Here is a 14,370-nt window from a genome sequence, read left to right as displayed (position 1 = left end):
ATTCCGAACACGGAAGTTAAGCTCCTCAGCGCCGATGGTACTGCGTGGGAGACTGCGTGGGAGAGTAGGTCGCCGCCGATCTTTTTATTAAAAAACCCCTGTCAGATTACTCTGGCAGGGGTTTTTCTTATTCAGGACTCTCCTTCACCTTCTCGCCGAAACACTGTCTTCTGCAGGCAGCAACTATTCCGTCACTCCTTTCTGGAAAGCAGAAAACCACTACAAAGTGACACGATATGGCTTGATTATATCTTGCTTTCACATGTACTATCATGCTAACCATTTCTTAAGGCAGGCATGACATAATCCATTTCCATTCCAGGACATAGAACTGCAGGACCCATGGCATACTGCACACCATCATCTGCAGGACCCTTTGGCATCATCGTCGGTGGTTCCGGCCTTGTTGGTGGCTCCATAGTGTACCATTTCAAGAAATGGGGGTATGACATCCTGGCGCCCAACTCCAAGAAGATGAGCCTGGCCAATCCCGATGACATAGCCTCCTATTTCAACAAGTACCGGCCCGATTTCATCATCAACACGGCCATTGCCGCCATTGACGCCAACCCCAAGCTGGCCTTTGATGTGAACTATGTTGGCAGCATCAACCTGGCCAAAGTGGCCATGGCACTGAAAATTCCCTACATTTTCTTCAGCTCAGCCGCCGTGCTGCCGCCGGGCCTGAACCTCAGGGAAGAAGATCACCTGCCGCTCAGCTCTGATATCACCAACTATGCCAAATCTAAACTTATGAGCGAGATGACCCTGCGTCATCTGGGAGAAAACGAAGGACTTGATTACACCACCATCAGGCTCGCCATAGTCTACGGCAAGCATGATCATAAAATCCAGGGGTTCCACCGCATGCTCTTTGCCATTGCTGATCAGTCCATGCCTGTGCTGCTGACCATGCCAGGGATTTACCATTCCTATTCAAACACCAGGAAAATTCCCCACTTTGTCCGCCACATTTTGAACAACCGGGAGGAATTTTCCGGCCAGACCTTCCACTTCGCCGATTCCAACCCTGTTGAACTGGCCCAGCTCATCCTGACCATTCGCAACTACCTGGGACTCAAAAGCCCGAAGGAAGTGTATCTCCCGCTGTCCATTGCCCGTTTCGGAGCCGCATGTATTCAACACCTGATTCGTTTCCTCTCCAGGATCGGTATCAAAACCCGCATGCCGCCGGAATTGATGTTCCTTGAAAATTTCTATCAGAGCCAGACCCTTTCCTGCGAAAAACTGCTACGTTCCAGTTTCCAGGATCCTTTTCCCGGGGAGACCGTTTTCACCCGGCTCCCGGATCTCATTCAGTACTACCTCACCCGCTGGGAACAGCTGAACCTGATGTCGACCAATGCGCAGGATTTCTTTGACCCCCAGAAACTCTCCGAAGAGTTTCTCCGTAATCCGGCCCAGCTCTTGGAGGCTATCCATGAACGTCGAATCTCCCCTTTCATGGAACCGAAGTTCAATTCTTCGTGCGGCGTCAGAAAATCTGTGGCTACCCGCACCACCACCCAGCGCTGATGTTCGCCCTGCCCCCTCATCGTCCTTTCTTCTCCGACCCGGGCTCCAGGTAAAATTCCCAGGGCTGAAGGTCAGGAAAATGCATGGAACTGCAGCTCAATGATTTGACCTGTGCAAAGACAGACAAGGCCCGATCATCACTGATATATTCTCTGGTTCTGAACAGGCTGCAGCGGTACAGGCAGCGACCACAGCGTGAACTGCAGTCGTAATTGGTTGTCCCCCGGCCACTGACAAGCTGATTAATGGTCTCGACCTGTTCCCGTCCCATGCCCTTCTCTCTGGATTACGTTTATCAAATGCGGCAGGAAATCAGGGGCCGACCTGTGGTATGGTCATAACCCCTCACTGTCCCAGATGTTTCACGGGCCTGCCCCGGCATACTCTGTAACCAAATTTCCTCTGCCATTCTCCCCATGCCTGCCAGGCTGCGAAAGAACCTGGCCACCCTGGCAAGGAACCGAAACTGATCCGTTGACAGGTGGGCTACTCTGGTCTTACCGGATACAAACCATTCCAGATGACCGTTCTCTCTCTTGATCACCAGGGGTCCATCCCCGTTCAAGACAGCATCCTCACCAAGAAAACAGACCTCGTTCAAATCCAGGCTATCGTCTGTCATGGTAAAAGAAAACAATGTTCTGCCGGCAATTATTCTGTATTCCATTCCCTTCCTCCTGTGTTCTTTTCATCCTTCAGAGCCCGGTCACCTGGTTTCCGCCGGCCACCGCCCCCCGGCGCAAAAATATTTTCTTGATTACCGCCCAAACAAAGCCTCGGTGCTGCAAAGAATAACATCGCTTCGCTCCGGACAACCATCTGTCAGAATGCACCAGTAAAAGACCCTGAATTCAACGTTTTCGCATAAATGGCATTTTATCTTCCGGCTCAGACATTTTTTTGATTTTGATGAAAATTGCATAATGCTTTTCTGCTCTTTTCCTTGACTCTACCAGGAGAGGAGTGTCATATAGTGAGCACCCCCTGTTTTTCCATTCTTTTTTCTTGAAAAAATGCCCGCCGGAATTAACCGGGGGCGTCGAACAATCGTGAGCCAGTTAGAAAGAATCTATTACTTTCACTCCCTGCTCAGCGAAGGCCGTTATCCCAATACCGTCCAGCTGCAGAAAGAGTTCGAAATATCCAGGGCCACCGCCCATCGGGATATCGCCTATCTCCGCGACCGGCTCCTGGCGCCACTGGCCTTTGACCAGCGAAAAAACGGCTATTACTATACCGATGCGACCTTCCGCCTGCCCTTTGAAAACAGCCCTTCCCTGACCCTGATCCTCGGCATGCTCGGCAACATGATCCGCGAATCCGGCCTGGCCTCTCTACCCGAACTTGAGGAACTCAAGCAGCGCCTCGAATCCCTGATCTTTCCCGGACAGAAAAATATCGACGACCTGCTGCATTGCGAATGGATCGAAATGGAACAGGTTGATGTCAAGGTATTCACGTCGGTCCTGACTACTCTCCGCCGGCAGAGACAACTCAAGATCGTCTATCATGTACCCGCCGGCGGGGTCTCACGACGCACGGTGGATCCGCTGAAACTCGTCAACTACCAGGGCCGCTGGTATCTGCTGGCCTGGTGCCACCTCCGCAGACAGCGACGAATGTTTCATCTTGGAAGGGTAAAAAAAGCTGTCCCGGGAGACAGGGAAGTCCAACATTCGCTGAAGACAGGAGACACCTGGCTATATGAAAGCTTCGGTATTTTCAAGGGCAAGCCCACGGCTATGGCCACTGTCCGATTCACCGGCAAGGCCGCAGGTATCGTTGCCAACCAGCGCTGGCATCCCAGGCAACTGATGAAACAGACCGAAAAGGGCCTTACCCTGTCCCTGCCTGTGGCCGACGACCGGGAACTGCTGATGAAAATCCTTCAGTTCGGCAGCCAGGCCGAAGTTCTTTCGCCCCAATCTCTACGTGACAAAGTGCTGCACGAACTTCGAGCCATGCAGCAGCTCTACTCCTCCGGAACCCCTTGCATTTGACTGCCTGTTGTTGATACAGTGAACACCATATTTTCAACTTTTTGAGCGGAAACGAACCATGAAAGATATCCTTGCGATTATTCTTGCCGCAGGCAAGGGCACCAGAATGAAATCTGATCGGGCCAAGGTCCTGCATGAAGTCTTCTATCGGCCCATGCTCCACCACGTCCTTGATTCGGTCACCACAGCCGGTATCCAGAATATAGCGGTTATCGTCGGCCACCAGCGCGAAGCGGTTATATCCTCCCTCTCGTCCTACCAGGTGACCCCGATAGTCCAGGAAGAGCAGCTCGGCACCGGCCATGCTGTGCTCTGCGGAAAAAAACATTGTGACCGGGCGGAACTGGTCATGATTCTCTGCGGTGATACTCCGCTCATCCAACCGAAAACCCTGCGGGCCATGGTCGACACCCATCTGCAAAGTGACGCCACGGTTACCCTGATGACCACCCGACTCGACGATCCCTTCGGCTACGGCCGGATCATCACGGACACGGATGGCACTATTGTGGAGATCGTGGAGCAAAAGGATGCCACTCCTGAACAGCGGCGGATCACCGAGATCAATGCCGGCATCTACCTTGCTGACCGGGAGTTTCTCTTTAAGGCCCTCAGACAGGTGGGAACCGACAACAGCCAGGGCGAAGTCTACCTGACCGACATCATCGGAATATGCAGACACCAGGGAAAAAAGGTGCAAACCTTCCTTCACCCCCTGGCTATCGACGTTCTCGGGGTCAACTCCCGGGTGGAACTGGCCCTGGCCCACCGGGAACTGCAGATGCGGCGCAACCGGGAACTCATGCTCTCCGGCGTCACAATGTATGGTCCAGAGACCATTTCCATTGCTCCGGGAATTGAAATCGGCAGCGATACGGTGATCCAACCGGGGGTCCAGGTGACCGGCAGATCCGAAATCGGCAGCGGTTGTATCCTCCATGCCGGAGTCATGATTCATGACGCCATCCTCGACGATCATGCTGTCATCGGCGCCCACTCAGTGCTTCAGAACTGCCGGATAGAAGAATCCGAACACATTCCTCCCCTCACCCTTCGGGTCAGCTGAAGTCATGCTTGTGGTCAATGAACAGCCCTGGCCCTATCGCCAGGATATGCGCATGGAAGACCTGGCCGCCGAGGTCAAACCATATGCCGACGTCTTTGTGCTCAACGGCAAACCGGTGGGCCCGGAAACGCTTCTCAAGGATGGAGACCGATGCACCCTGATCAAGAAGGGCGAGATCCCCTCGGCCCTGGACATGGACAAGGTACTTCGAATACGTCACAGTCCAAAAGTACAGGAACATCTCAGAAAGGCAACAGTAGGGGTAATGGGTCTCGGTGGCCTGGGATCGGCAGTGGCGGTAAGTCTTGTCAAAATCGGTATTGGCAAGCTCATCATATGTGATTATGATGTTGTCGATCTAAGCAACATCCATCGGCAGCAATACTTTATCGACCAGATCGGCCAAAAGAAAACCAGGGCCCTGAAAAATACCCTGGTCCGGATCAATCCTTTTGTCGCGGTGGAACCCCTTGATGTCCAGCTCACCGAACAGACCATCACCGAGCTGGCCGGGCGGGTTGATATTCTCGTGGAGTGCTTCGACCAGGTGGCCATGAAAAGCGCAGCCCTCAGGGTGGCGCTCAAATGCATGAAGAACAAGGGATTCGTCGGAGCTTCCGGACTGGCCGGTTATGGACCTGGCAACACCATCCGGACCCGAAGGATAAAAAACAACATCTACCTCGTGGGTGATAACGAGTCCGACGTGGCCACCACGGGCAGTCTCCTTGCCCCGAGGGTCGGCATAGCAGCACACCAGCAGGCCAACCAGGTGGTACGCATCCTGCTGGGAGAAAACGAGGTCTGAGAAACGCGATTTTCAGGAGACCTGCCCCAGACACCAAAGAGCACGAAGAGCCAGCACCAGTGGTTGTTGTTCTTGCGTGCTCTTCCCTTGTTACAAACATATTTTTCACCCATTATGCACATTATCTGTAACGGACAACAGCAGGAAATAAAGGCGGAAACAACACTCTCCTCCCTGCTCGATTCTCTTAAACTGAGGCCGGAATCCATCGTGGCCGAGGTCAACAATAATATCATTGATCCGGACCAGTACGACACCCTTCTTCTCCAGGACGGAGACAGGGTCGAACTGGTTCGTTTTGTTGGAGGCGGCTGAAATGCTGACCATTGCCGAGACCCCCTTTGCCTCACGCCTCTTTGTCGGTACCGGCAAGTTCGCCTCTTCCGAACTAATGGGAAGGGCCATCGAGGCCTCTGGCGCCCAGATGGTGACCGTGGCCCTGCGGAGGGTGGACCTGAACAACCCCCAGGATGATATCATGACCCACCTGGACCATGACACCATCCACTTTCTCCCTAACACTTCGGGCGCCCGGAATGCCGAAGAGGCCGTCCGGCTGGCCCGAATGGCCAGGGCCGCCAGTGGTACCAGCTGGCTTAAACTGGAGGTCACCCCTGATCCACGAACCCTGCTCCCGGATCCGGTGGACACGCTCAAGGCCACTGAACAACTTGTGAAGGAAGGGTTCATCGTCCTGCCTTACATGAACGCTGATCCCATCCTTGCGCTCAGACTGCAGGACGCCGGCGCAGCAGCGGTCATGCCCCTGGGTGCCCCCATTGGCACCAACCTGGGGATCCAGACCGATCTCCAGGTGGAGATCATCATTGAGCAGGCCAGAGTTCCCGTGGTGGTCGATGCCGGAATCGGTGCCCCATCCCATGCTGCTCAGGCCATGGAAATGGGGGCTGATGCCGTGCTTGTGAACACCGCCATTGCCGTGGCCGGTGACCCGGTGCGGATGGCCAGGGCTTTCAAGGCAGCAGTAGAGGCCGGCCGGGAAGCCTATGAAGCCGGGCTTGGCCGGCCGTCCAAAAAGGCCAGCGCCTCCTCCCCGCAGGAAGGAATGCTTACCGAAAACCTTGATTTCCTGCAGAGATGAACATCATGACCGCCCCCGGCACCCCACCGCCACGATTCACTGTCCCGGACTTTTCCGCCCTTAAAGGTCTCATCAGCCAGGCAACGGTGGACGATGTCCTGGCTGCCCTGCGCCGGGAACACCTGCGGATCGATGACCTTGCCTCCCTGCTCTCACCGGCGGCCGGGACCATGCTGCCCCAGCTTGCCGCCGAGTCAAAAGAAATCACCACCCTGCGCTTTGGCCGGACCACCCAGATCTACGCTCCGCTGTATCTTTCCAATCTCTGTACCAACCGCTGTGCGTACTGCGGCTTTTCCGCAGACAACAGGATCGCTCGTCGCAAACTCAGCCTGGAAGAAGCCGAAGCCGAAGCCGAGATCCTGCGGAAAAGGGGGTTCCAGCATATTCTCCTCGTCAGCGGCGAAGCACCGGCTGCGCTTGGGGTGGACTACCTCGAAGCCATTGCCCTGCGCCTCCGGGACCGATTTGCTTCCCTGTCCATCGAGGTCCAACCGCTCGATACCAAAGAGTATGCCCGGCTGTTTGCAGCCGGAATCACCGGTGTGGCCATCTACCAGGAAACCTATGACCGCCGCGTGTATGACCAGGTGCATCTGAGCGGCAGAAAATGCGACTACGACTACCGCCTCGAGACCCCGGCCCGGGCCGCGGCCGCCGGCATGCGCGAGGTCGGCATCGGTGCTCTGCTGGGGCTGGCCGACTGGCGCTGCGAGGGCCTGGCCCTTGGCCTGCATCTGGTCTGGCTTCGCAAACATTTCTGGAAAACCAACTTCACGGTCAGCTTTCCCAGGCTGCGCCCGGCGGCCGGATCCTTCAAGCCCATGGTCCCTGTAACCGAGACGCATCTGAGTCAGCTCATCTTTGCCCTGAGGATCTTTGATCCAGACGTGGGACTCATCCTTTCCACCCGGGAAGAAGAACGATACCGCGATGGTATGCTCGGACTGGGACCCACCCGCTATTCGGCGGGATCCTGCACTGCGCCAGGTGGATATTCCCAGGATGAAGAAAAAGGAGATCATCACGACGGCGAACAGTTCAGTGTCGGTGACCACCGCAGCATAGGCGAAGTCTGCGCAGCCATCCGCCGCAAAGGCTTTGACCCGGTCTGCAAGGACTGGGACAGGGAGTTTCAACACCTGGAAAATCAGAAGCCGGTTCCTGTTCCGGCAGAATAAATCAACGAGGCCAATTTTCAGATGAAGGAGAGAAAAAAAGATGTCAGACATTAAGAAGATGTACACCACTATCCTCGGGGACTCCTTTCCCCTGGAAATGTCCATTTCTTTTGGTGATCAGACCCTGGTATACCGAAAAAAAACGTGGAAGATCACCAAGGAAGACGGCACGGAAGAGGAACGTGGCCTGCGTTACGGCGAAAACCCGGATCAGGAGGCCGCTCTCTATGAACTGGTCAACGGCAATCTGGTGCTGGGCGATTGCAAATTCATCGAACCCGGAAACTCCCTGGTCAGCGGTATCACCGTGGAAGACATGCTCCAGGTAGGCAAACATCCAGGCAAAATCAACCTCACCGACGTGGACAACGGCCTCAACATCCTCAAGTACCTGATGGACAAACCGGCCGCGGTCATCCTCAAACACAACAATCCGTGTGGCGCCGCCCTTGGCGAGACCCTTGCTGATGCCTATAACCGGGCCAACCGGGCCGACCGGATCGCAGCCTTTGGCGGAGCCGTCATCATGAGCCGTCCAGTGGACAGGGAAACGGCCGAGCTGATGTCCCAGAATTACCTGGAAGTTGTCTGCGCGCCGGATTTTGAAGAGGGTTCACTGGAAATCCTTGCCCGGCGCAAGAACCTGCGGGTGATCAAAATTGAGCGTATTGATCGTCTGGCCGAATTTGAGAACTACAGGTTTGTTGATTTCAAATCCCTGATCGATGGTGGCATCATTGTTCAGCAATCAGCGGTCAACTCCATTCGTTCGAGGGAGGATCTCAAACCGGCCGTGGCCACCTGGAAGGGCAAGGAGTACCGCTGCGACAGACAACCCACCCAGCGTGAGATCGACGACATGATCTTCGGCTGGGCCATCGAACACGGTGTGACATCAAACTCGGTCATTTATGTCAAGGACGGCTGCACCGTAGGCATCGGTACCGGCGAGCAGGACCGGGTCGGGGTGGCGGAGATAGCCGTCTACAAGGCCTATAAAAAATATGCCGACATCACCTGCTTTGACAAATTCGGTATTCCGTACGCCGATCTGGAACTGGAAATCGAGCAGGGTAAGCGGGACAGGGCAGACAAGGAAGAAATCGACGCCAAAGTCAAGGAAGACCGGGCAGGTCTGCCTGGTTCGGTGATGATCTCCGACGCCTTCTTTCCCTTCCGGGATGCCGCAGACGTAGGCATCCGCGAGGGTGTCAGCGCCATCCTCCAGGCTGGTGGCTCCATGCGTGATTACGCCTCCATTGAGGCCTGCAACGAGGCTGATCCCAAGGTGGCCATGATGTTTACCGGTCAGCGCTCGTTCAAACACTAAGGGAGGAACCGACAACCGGATCGAACACTGGCGGCTGGAACCTGCTTTTTTTCAGCCGCCTTGTTTGTTTCAGCTGGAAAAAACAAACACAAACCCGATCGAATCAAGATGTCGCAAAATAACAGGAGGCATGTCCATGGACGCAATAGAGTGCATCAAGACACGGATGAGTATCCGGGCCTTTAAGCCCGAACCTGTACCCCGTGAACTTATTATGGAGGTCATCGAAGCGGCTCGATGGTCTCCGTCGTACAAAAACAGCCAGCCCTGGGAAGTGATGGTTCTGTCGGGAGAGAAAAAAGAAGCACTCTCCAGATTTCTGATCGAACTGCTGGAGCAGGGCGAGGAACCCTGCCCTGACATCCCGGCTCCACAATCCTGGCCGCCACCGGAACAGACCCGGATCGACGACCTGTTTCGTAAGCGCAAGGAGGCCACCGGTATTGACCTGGCGGCGCCGGAGATGATTATCAAGGCGAAAAAGACCAATTTCAGGTTCTACAATGCCCCGCACGGCATCTTTCTCTACCAGGATGATTCTCTGTCCCAGTGGTCACTCTTTGACCTGGGAATTTTTGCCCAGAGCCTGATGCTCGCGGCACATGCCAGAGGCCTGGGAACCGTTCCCCAGGCATTTGCGGTCGACTATGCCCGGCAGACCAAGGAATTCCTCGGTATTCCAGGCAACAAACGATTGGTCCTGGGCATGTCCATCGGCTATCCGGACATGGATTCACCGGCCAACAAATTGCGGACCGACAGGGCACCTGTCGAGGAAATCGTCACCTGGCTTAACTGATGCTTAAATTGAGCGTTTCACCCATCCGGAGTCTTTGTTTACCTGCAACACTTTAAAGAAGAAAACCAATTATAATCATTAATCATTCGCAGACAGGTGAAACGCACAACTTGGGTGATGTCAGTGTCAGCTACAAGGAACATCCACCCATTGATTGAGTCGGGCTGATTCCAGGCATGCCGCGCAGCAGCGCAGGGCCTGAAGGCCATCGTCTCCGGTGACAGGGTTGTCCGCTGTTCCACTCAGGAAGTCGTGCCAGTCACGGAGCAGGGGGACTATGGTGGAAACCGGTGGACCGGGATCCAGGGATAACCGCCGGGTCCCCTGAATCAGCTCCAGCTGGTTATAGATCTGCTCTCCGTGCAGCTGACCGTTTTCACAGATAAATTCAAAACGGCCAGACCGGGCCTGCCCCACCTTGGAACAGTCCATGGTCCCGGAAACTCCGTTTTCCATCTCCACAAGAACAGCGACCAGGTCTTCAAGCCAGGTGTTATGCTGCCGCCTTGTCACGGCCATAACCCGACGCACCTCCAGGCCTGTAATAAAACGCAGGGCATCAAAGACATGAACAGCGGTATGGAAGCTGACCCCGGCTCCTGCCACGGACGGTTCCTGATGCCAGGAAAGAGTTGATGGTTCCAGCCGCTGATTGGCGGAAAAGAAGTAAAGGGAACCAAGCTCAGGAAGATGGCGACGCAGATCCCGGATCACCTGGTTATAGCGCAGGGTCTGGCCCACGGTCAGAGTGAATCGTTTTTTTCCCTCTGAGGCCAGGGCAACCATTGCCTCGCCTTCCGCGACCCGGGCCGCCAGGGGTTTTTCCACCAACAGTGGCTTGGCGGACGCTGCACAACAACGGGCTATTTCCAGATTAAAGGCCGGTGGAACCACAGAGATAACCGCTTCCACCTCCGGCGCTGCGACCAGGTCTCGCCAGTCACGGTACCAGGAACAGTGGTATTGCCCGGCCTGTGCCCTGCCCTGCTCCGATCTTCTGCTGATGGCGACAAGCTCCAGCCCGTCCACATCATTGAGTATATGCCCGGCATAACGGCTGCCGTGCCGACCGGTACCAATGATACCCACACGTATCATGCCTGCTCGTGCTCCCGGGACCGACAGAGTTGCTCCCATCCTTCCGGCAGCAGGGCTGGATCCATTTCCAGTTCCACCAGAAAACCCTTTAATGTTTCCACGCTACAGTTGACCGATGACGTCCGCTCGCCGCGTCCAACCTCCTCCAACTCGTTCTCGAGGAAAGACAAGAGGCTATTGCGGAGCAGATCCGGAAAAGAACCCCAGTCATGTCCGGTACGCTGACAAAAAGACTTGAACCGGTGAAAATTGATTATGGTCCGGGCGATTCCCCGGTAGATGGATAAATCGCGGTTGGACGGTTTCAGGTCGCGCAGGACAATATCGCGAAATCTGGCCGCAGCAGCGTTCTGCAGTACATGATACTCTTCTGGATGGAGACTGAGACCGGGGCCGTCCGGATCCTTGGTCAGATAATGGAGAGTCGCATGGAGGGCAATTTCAGGGATCTCTCCGGAATCGCGGAGAATAAAAACCTCGTCTTCGATGATCTGTCTGCGTTCCCCGGACATCACGATCCTTTGGAATCGTCACCGTTATCCAGCTTAAACAGGGTGCGGACCGTATTGATCCGTTCCTGGCGCTGACTGCAGTGGTGATCGGTTTTCAGGTACTGCATGGGATGATGCAGCATTTTCGATACAATGGCCACGGCCATTTTTTCAACAGCCTTCCGCTCCTTGCTGCTTAAGCCCTCCAGACGGGGAAGCGTTTTTTCCAGCTCGGTCCGGCAGATGGACTCGGCCATCCGGCGCAGTTCGACAATGGTGGGAGTAACCTCCATGTTCTCGAGCCACCGGCCGAACTTCAGGGTCTCCTCCTCCACTATACGCTCGGCCTTGACCGCCTCTCTGTCCCGTTCAGCCCTGTTCATCTCCACCACATTGTTCAAATCATCAATGTCGTAGAGATAGACATTCTCCAGGTCGTTGATTTTGGGATCGAGATCGCGGGGAACGGCAATGTCGATGAAAAAAAGCGGCTGGTTGCGGCGCTCTCGCATCACCGACTTGACATCATCCCTGGTCAGAATGATTCCCGGCGCCCCGGTGGAACTGATAATGATATCCACATTGAGCAACTCCTCGACCAGTTCATCAAGCGAGACCGCACGGCCTCCGAAACGCCGGGCCAGATTCACAGCTCGCTCCAGGGTCCTGTTACAGACCACCACGTCCTCAATACCCTGTCCCACCAGGTGTTCGGCCGCCAGTTCGGCCATTTCACCGGCGCCAACAAGCATGACCCTTTTGTCACGGAGTTGACCGAAAATTTTTCTGCCCAGCTCCACAGCCGCGTAACTGATGGACACTGCCGCAGCGCCGATACGGGTTTCGGTCCGCACCCGCTTGGCCACGGAAAAAGATTTATGCAGCAGCTTGTTCAGGATGGTGCCTGCGGTTTGTAGTTCAGAGGCGTATCGAAAGGCCTCCTTGAGCTGGCCAAGAATCTGGGCCTCCCCCACTATCATGGAATCAAGGCTGGAGGCCACCATGAACAGGTGATGGACAGCCTCCTGGTTCAGGTAGCGGTACACGTACCTGTCGAGTTCAGCCACTGGTACCGCCTGGCCAAAAAGCAGGTCGAGAACCTCCTGGATAGAATGGTCCGGATCCTCACAGGTAAAGAGCACTTCGACCCGGTTGCAGGTGGAGAGGAGATAATACTCCTTGAGTCCGGACAGATTGCCCAGAGCGGCAAGCGGATCCTCATAGCCGCTTGACAGTGCAAGCTTCTCCCGCACTGCCAGGGGAGTGGTCTTATGATTTACCCCGAGCAGGACTATGGTATCAGCTGGCATAGGTATGCACCCCATCCAGAAGAAAGGTAACGCCCCACAGGGTAAAGAGAACGGAAATAAAAGCGATGATGGTCATGATCGCCGCCCGCCGGCCGCGCCAGCCAACGGTAAAGCGCTGGTGCACCAGGGCGGCATAGAGAAACCAGGTGATAAGTGACCAGGTTTCCTTGGGGTCCCAGTGCCAGTAGGCACCCCAGGCCTGTTTGGCCCAGATGGAGCCGGTGACAATCCCCAGGGTGAGCAGAGGGAAACCGACACTGAGGCAATGCTGGTTCAGTTTGTCCAGTGCGTCGAGAGATGGGAGGCGGGAATAGAACATGCCAAAACGTTTTCTTTTTATCTCACGCTCCTGAAGCAGGTACATGACACCGCCCACACAGGCAAGGGCGAGAAAACCATCGGCGATAATGGAGATGGAGGCATGGATCGGCAGCCACCATGACTGCAGCGCCGGCACCAGAGGCATGACCTGCCGGTTGGCAATACCGGCCAGAACCATCATCAGCAGGGTCAGGATACTGACAAAGGTACCGAAATTTTTGACCGTATAACGCCAGCGAAAGGAAAGATAGCACCAGGCAATGGACCAGGCAAAAAACGAAACCGTCTCGTGCTGGCTGGTTATGGGAGTATGGCCTGCTTCAAAATAGCGGGCGACAATATTGCAGGTATGCAGGATGGCGGCGACAAAGAAGATCATTCGGGCGATGCGCCGAATACCGCTGCGCTGGGTGATGAAAAATACGATATAAGCCGCCGTAGCCAGCACATAGGCGACAAAACTTATCTGAAAAAGCAGATAGCTCATGGATATTCATGCCAAAAATTATGTGACTACCATCAAAATTCAGAAAATGGCCTCTCTCTGGTACTCCCTGACAAACAGTTTTTCCAGGACAAAGTGATGTTATCCTTTTCCGCACCAGTGCTGAGTTTCGATGGTAATCACAAAAATTGAGAGTCAGGAGCGGACAGTTGCTTGAGCCGGCGCAGGTCGATGCTGACATCCGGACCTAAAATATTGCGCAGATGGCCTTGCACCCGTTCCCAGTCGCCCCTTCTGATCCAGGTAACTATATCGTCCTGTAAGATATTTTGAAACAGAATTTTCCGGGCCGAGCAACCGGCTCCTCCCTGAAGGACCTGCTCCCTGACCATGGAGACCAGCTCAAGCAATATCTGGTATTCAGGCCCGAAACGCTCTTCAAGCTGACGACGGACCATGGCGGCCACCGCCGGGCTTTTGCCCCCGGTGGCGACCATCAGGGTCAGCTCTCCCCGGCGCACAACGGCTGGCACATGAAAGCTGCATTGTTTGGGATCATCCACCACGTTGACCAGCTGGCCGGCCGCTTCGGCTTCCTGACAGACCGTTTCCTGGACCTGCCGGTTATCCGTGGCAGCGAAAACCAGAAAGGCCCCGGAGAGGTCTCCCTGTCGATACGGCCTGTCAAGCCACTCGATACGACCGGAATCGGCCAGACGGACAAGTTCCGCAGAGGCCTCGGGGCTTATCACCCGAACACAGGCTCCGGCCTCGAGCAGGCCACTGACCTTGCGCAGGGCCACCCTGCCGCCCCCGACCACCACACACAGCTTGCCGGTAATGTCTAAGCAAACGGGATACAAGGCAGCTGCACAATCACTCT

The 14,370-nt window shown here is 55.3% G+C and carries 16 protein-coding genes and 1 rRNA gene; 10 read left to right on the top strand and 7 right to left on the bottom strand.

What is annotated here, in order from left to right:
• Both rrf and ACXJJY_RS09935 read left to right on the top strand, forming a co-directional pair.
• Positions 1–81: ribosomal RNA gene (gene rrf, locus ACXJJY_RS09940) — 5S ribosomal RNA — on the top strand; the annotation flags it as partial.
• A gap of 261 nt (positions 82–342) precedes the next feature.
• On the top strand, positions 343–1,536 hold the full coding sequence (locus tag ACXJJY_RS09935; RefSeq protein ID WP_456387363.1) for an NAD-dependent epimerase/dehydratase family protein: 1,194 nt from the start codon (positions 343–345) through the stop codon (positions 1,534–1,536).
• 16 nt (positions 1,537–1,552) lie between these two features.
• Here the strand turns inward: ACXJJY_RS09935 and ACXJJY_RS09930 are convergent, their stop codons facing one another.
• Both ACXJJY_RS09930 and ACXJJY_RS09925 read right to left on the bottom strand, forming a co-directional pair.
• Positions 1,553–1,807, bottom strand: coding sequence for a hypothetical protein (locus ACXJJY_RS09930; RefSeq protein ID WP_456387362.1), 255 nt, complete (start codon positions 1,805–1,807; stop codon positions 1,553–1,555).
• 24 nt (positions 1,808–1,831) lie between these two features.
• Positions 1,832–2,203 carry a hypothetical protein gene (locus ACXJJY_RS09925; protein ID WP_456387361.1) on the bottom strand — a complete coding sequence of 124 codons (372 nt, stop codon included), beginning with the start codon at positions 2,201–2,203 and terminating at the stop codon, positions 1,832–1,834.
• 382 nt (positions 2,204–2,585) lie between these two features.
• Here ACXJJY_RS09925 and ACXJJY_RS09920 point away from each other — a divergent pair, with 382 nt between their 5' ends.
• The 8 genes from ACXJJY_RS09920 (at position 2,586) to ACXJJY_RS09885 (ending at position 9,822) form a co-directional block, all read left to right on the top strand.
• The gene (locus ACXJJY_RS09920; RefSeq protein ID WP_456387360.1) at positions 2,586–3,536 is read left to right on the top strand and encodes a helix-turn-helix transcriptional regulator; all 951 of its coding nucleotides are present in this window, start codon (positions 2,586–2,588) and stop codon (positions 3,534–3,536) included.
• Between the two features lie 58 nt (positions 3,537–3,594).
• Positions 3,595–4,602 (top strand): bifunctional UDP-N-acetylglucosamine diphosphorylase/glucosamine-1-phosphate N-acetyltransferase GlmU, encoded by a 1,008-nt coding sequence (locus tag ACXJJY_RS09915; protein WP_456387359.1) that lies wholly within the window; start codon positions 3,595–3,597, stop codon positions 4,600–4,602.
• A gap of 4 nt (positions 4,603–4,606) precedes the next feature.
• Positions 4,607–5,410 carry a sulfur carrier protein ThiS adenylyltransferase ThiF gene (gene thiF, locus ACXJJY_RS09910; protein ID WP_456387358.1) on the top strand — a complete coding sequence of 268 codons (804 nt, stop codon included), beginning with the start codon at positions 4,607–4,609 and terminating at the stop codon, positions 5,408–5,410.
• A 114-nt stretch (positions 5,411–5,524) separates the two neighbouring features.
• On the top strand, positions 5,525–5,725 hold the full coding sequence (gene thiS / locus ACXJJY_RS09905) for a sulfur carrier protein ThiS (protein WP_456387357.1): 201 nt from the start codon (positions 5,525–5,527) through the stop codon (positions 5,723–5,725).
• A 1-nt stretch (position 5,726) separates the two neighbouring features.
• Entirely contained in the window at positions 5,727–6,512 is a 786-nt protein-coding gene (locus ACXJJY_RS09900; RefSeq protein WP_456387356.1) for a thiazole synthase, read from the top strand.
• Positions 6,509–7,693, top strand: coding sequence for a 2-iminoacetate synthase ThiH (gene thiH / locus ACXJJY_RS09895; RefSeq protein ID WP_456387355.1), 1,185 nt, complete (start codon positions 6,509–6,511; stop codon positions 7,691–7,693). Before ACXJJY_RS09900 ends, thiH begins: the two co-directional genes overlap by 4 nt.
• A gap of 40 nt (positions 7,694–7,733) precedes the next feature.
• Positions 7,734–9,023: an IMP cyclohydrolase gene (locus tag ACXJJY_RS09890; RefSeq protein WP_456387354.1), complete on the top strand. Its 1,290-nt coding sequence runs from the start codon at positions 7,734–7,736 to the stop codon at positions 9,021–9,023.
• Positions 9,024–9,159: 136 nt separating this feature from the next.
• Positions 9,160–9,822 (top strand): nitroreductase, encoded by a 663-nt coding sequence (locus ACXJJY_RS09885; protein WP_456387353.1) that lies wholly within the window; start codon positions 9,160–9,162, stop codon positions 9,820–9,822.
• A 126-nt stretch (positions 9,823–9,948) separates the two neighbouring features.
• Here the strand turns inward: ACXJJY_RS09885 and ACXJJY_RS09880 are convergent, their stop codons facing one another.
• The 5 genes from ACXJJY_RS09880 to ACXJJY_RS09860 form a co-directional block, all read right to left on the bottom strand.
• Positions 9,949–10,920 carry a Gfo/Idh/MocA family protein gene (locus tag ACXJJY_RS09880; RefSeq protein WP_456387352.1) on the bottom strand — a complete coding sequence of 324 codons (972 nt, stop codon included), beginning with the start codon at positions 10,918–10,920 and terminating at the stop codon, positions 9,949–9,951.
• Positions 10,917–11,432 carry a hypothetical protein gene (locus ACXJJY_RS09875; RefSeq protein ID WP_456387351.1) on the bottom strand — a complete coding sequence of 172 codons (516 nt, stop codon included), beginning with the start codon at positions 11,430–11,432 and terminating at the stop codon, positions 10,917–10,919. The genes ACXJJY_RS09880 and ACXJJY_RS09875 overlap by 4 nt, the downstream gene beginning before the upstream one ends.
• Positions 11,432–12,721, bottom strand: coding sequence for a glutamyl-tRNA reductase (gene hemA / locus ACXJJY_RS09870; protein WP_456387350.1), 1,290 nt, complete (start codon positions 12,719–12,721; stop codon positions 11,432–11,434). Before hemA ends, ACXJJY_RS09875 begins: the two co-directional genes overlap by 1 nt.
• The gene (ccsB, locus tag ACXJJY_RS09865) at positions 12,711–13,529 is read right to left on the bottom strand and encodes a c-type cytochrome biogenesis protein CcsB (protein ID WP_456387349.1); all 819 of its coding nucleotides are present in this window, start codon (positions 13,527–13,529) and stop codon (positions 12,711–12,713) included. Before ccsB ends, hemA begins: the two co-directional genes overlap by 11 nt.
• 137 nt (positions 13,530–13,666) lie before the next feature.
• A complete protein-coding gene (locus tag ACXJJY_RS09860) occupies positions 13,667–14,350 on the bottom strand; it encodes a precorrin-2 dehydrogenase/sirohydrochlorin ferrochelatase family protein (RefSeq protein WP_456387348.1) in 684 nt (227 codons plus the stop codon).
• Positions 14,351–14,370: the final 20 nt, after the last annotated feature.

This window comes from Desulfolithobacter sp., from assembly GCF_054025815.1.
This window is presented reverse-complemented; position numbering and strand designations above follow the sequence as displayed.

What these genes read in the sequence shown, in the direction of transcription:
- ACXJJY_RS09935 (WP_456387363.1), top strand. Translation starts at nt 343, where the DNA reads ATGGCATACTGCACACCATCATCTGCAGGACCCTTTGGCATCATCGTC.
- ACXJJY_RS09930 (WP_456387362.1), bottom strand. Translation starts at nt 1,807, where the DNA reads ATGGGACGGGAACAGGTCGAGACCATTAATCAGCTTGTCAGTGGCCGG.
- ACXJJY_RS09925 (WP_456387361.1), bottom strand. Translation starts at nt 2,203, where the DNA reads ATGGAATACAGAATAATTGCCGGCAGAACATTGTTTTCTTTTACCATG.
- ACXJJY_RS09915 (WP_456387359.1), top strand. Translation starts at nt 3,595, where the DNA reads ATGAAAGATATCCTTGCGATTATTCTTGCCGCAGGCAAGGGCACCAGA.
- thiF (WP_456387358.1), top strand. Translation starts at nt 4,607, where the DNA reads ATGCTTGTGGTCAATGAACAGCCCTGGCCCTATCGCCAGGATATGCGC.
- thiS (WP_456387357.1), top strand. Translation starts at nt 5,525, where the DNA reads ATGCACATTATCTGTAACGGACAACAGCAGGAAATAAAGGCGGAAACA.
- ACXJJY_RS09900 (WP_456387356.1), top strand. Translation starts at nt 5,727, where the DNA reads ATGCTGACCATTGCCGAGACCCCCTTTGCCTCACGCCTCTTTGTCGGT.
- thiH (WP_456387355.1), top strand. Translation starts at nt 6,509, where the DNA reads ATGAACATCATGACCGCCCCCGGCACCCCACCGCCACGATTCACTGTC.
- ACXJJY_RS09890 (WP_456387354.1), top strand. Translation starts at nt 7,734, where the DNA reads ATGTCAGACATTAAGAAGATGTACACCACTATCCTCGGGGACTCCTTT.
- ACXJJY_RS09885 (WP_456387353.1), top strand. Translation starts at nt 9,160, where the DNA reads ATGGACGCAATAGAGTGCATCAAGACACGGATGAGTATCCGGGCCTTT.
- ACXJJY_RS09880 (WP_456387352.1), bottom strand. Translation starts at nt 10,920, where the DNA reads ATGATACGTGTGGGTATCATTGGTACCGGTCGGCACGGCAGCCGTTAT.
- ACXJJY_RS09875 (WP_456387351.1), bottom strand. Translation starts at nt 11,432, where the DNA reads ATGTCCGGGGAACGCAGACAGATCATCGAAGACGAGGTTTTTATTCTC.
- hemA (WP_456387350.1), bottom strand. Translation starts at nt 12,721, where the DNA reads ATGCCAGCTGATACCATAGTCCTGCTCGGGGTAAATCATAAGACCACT.
- ccsB (WP_456387349.1), bottom strand. Translation starts at nt 13,529, where the DNA reads ATGAGCTATCTGCTTTTTCAGATAAGTTTTGTCGCCTATGTGCTGGCT.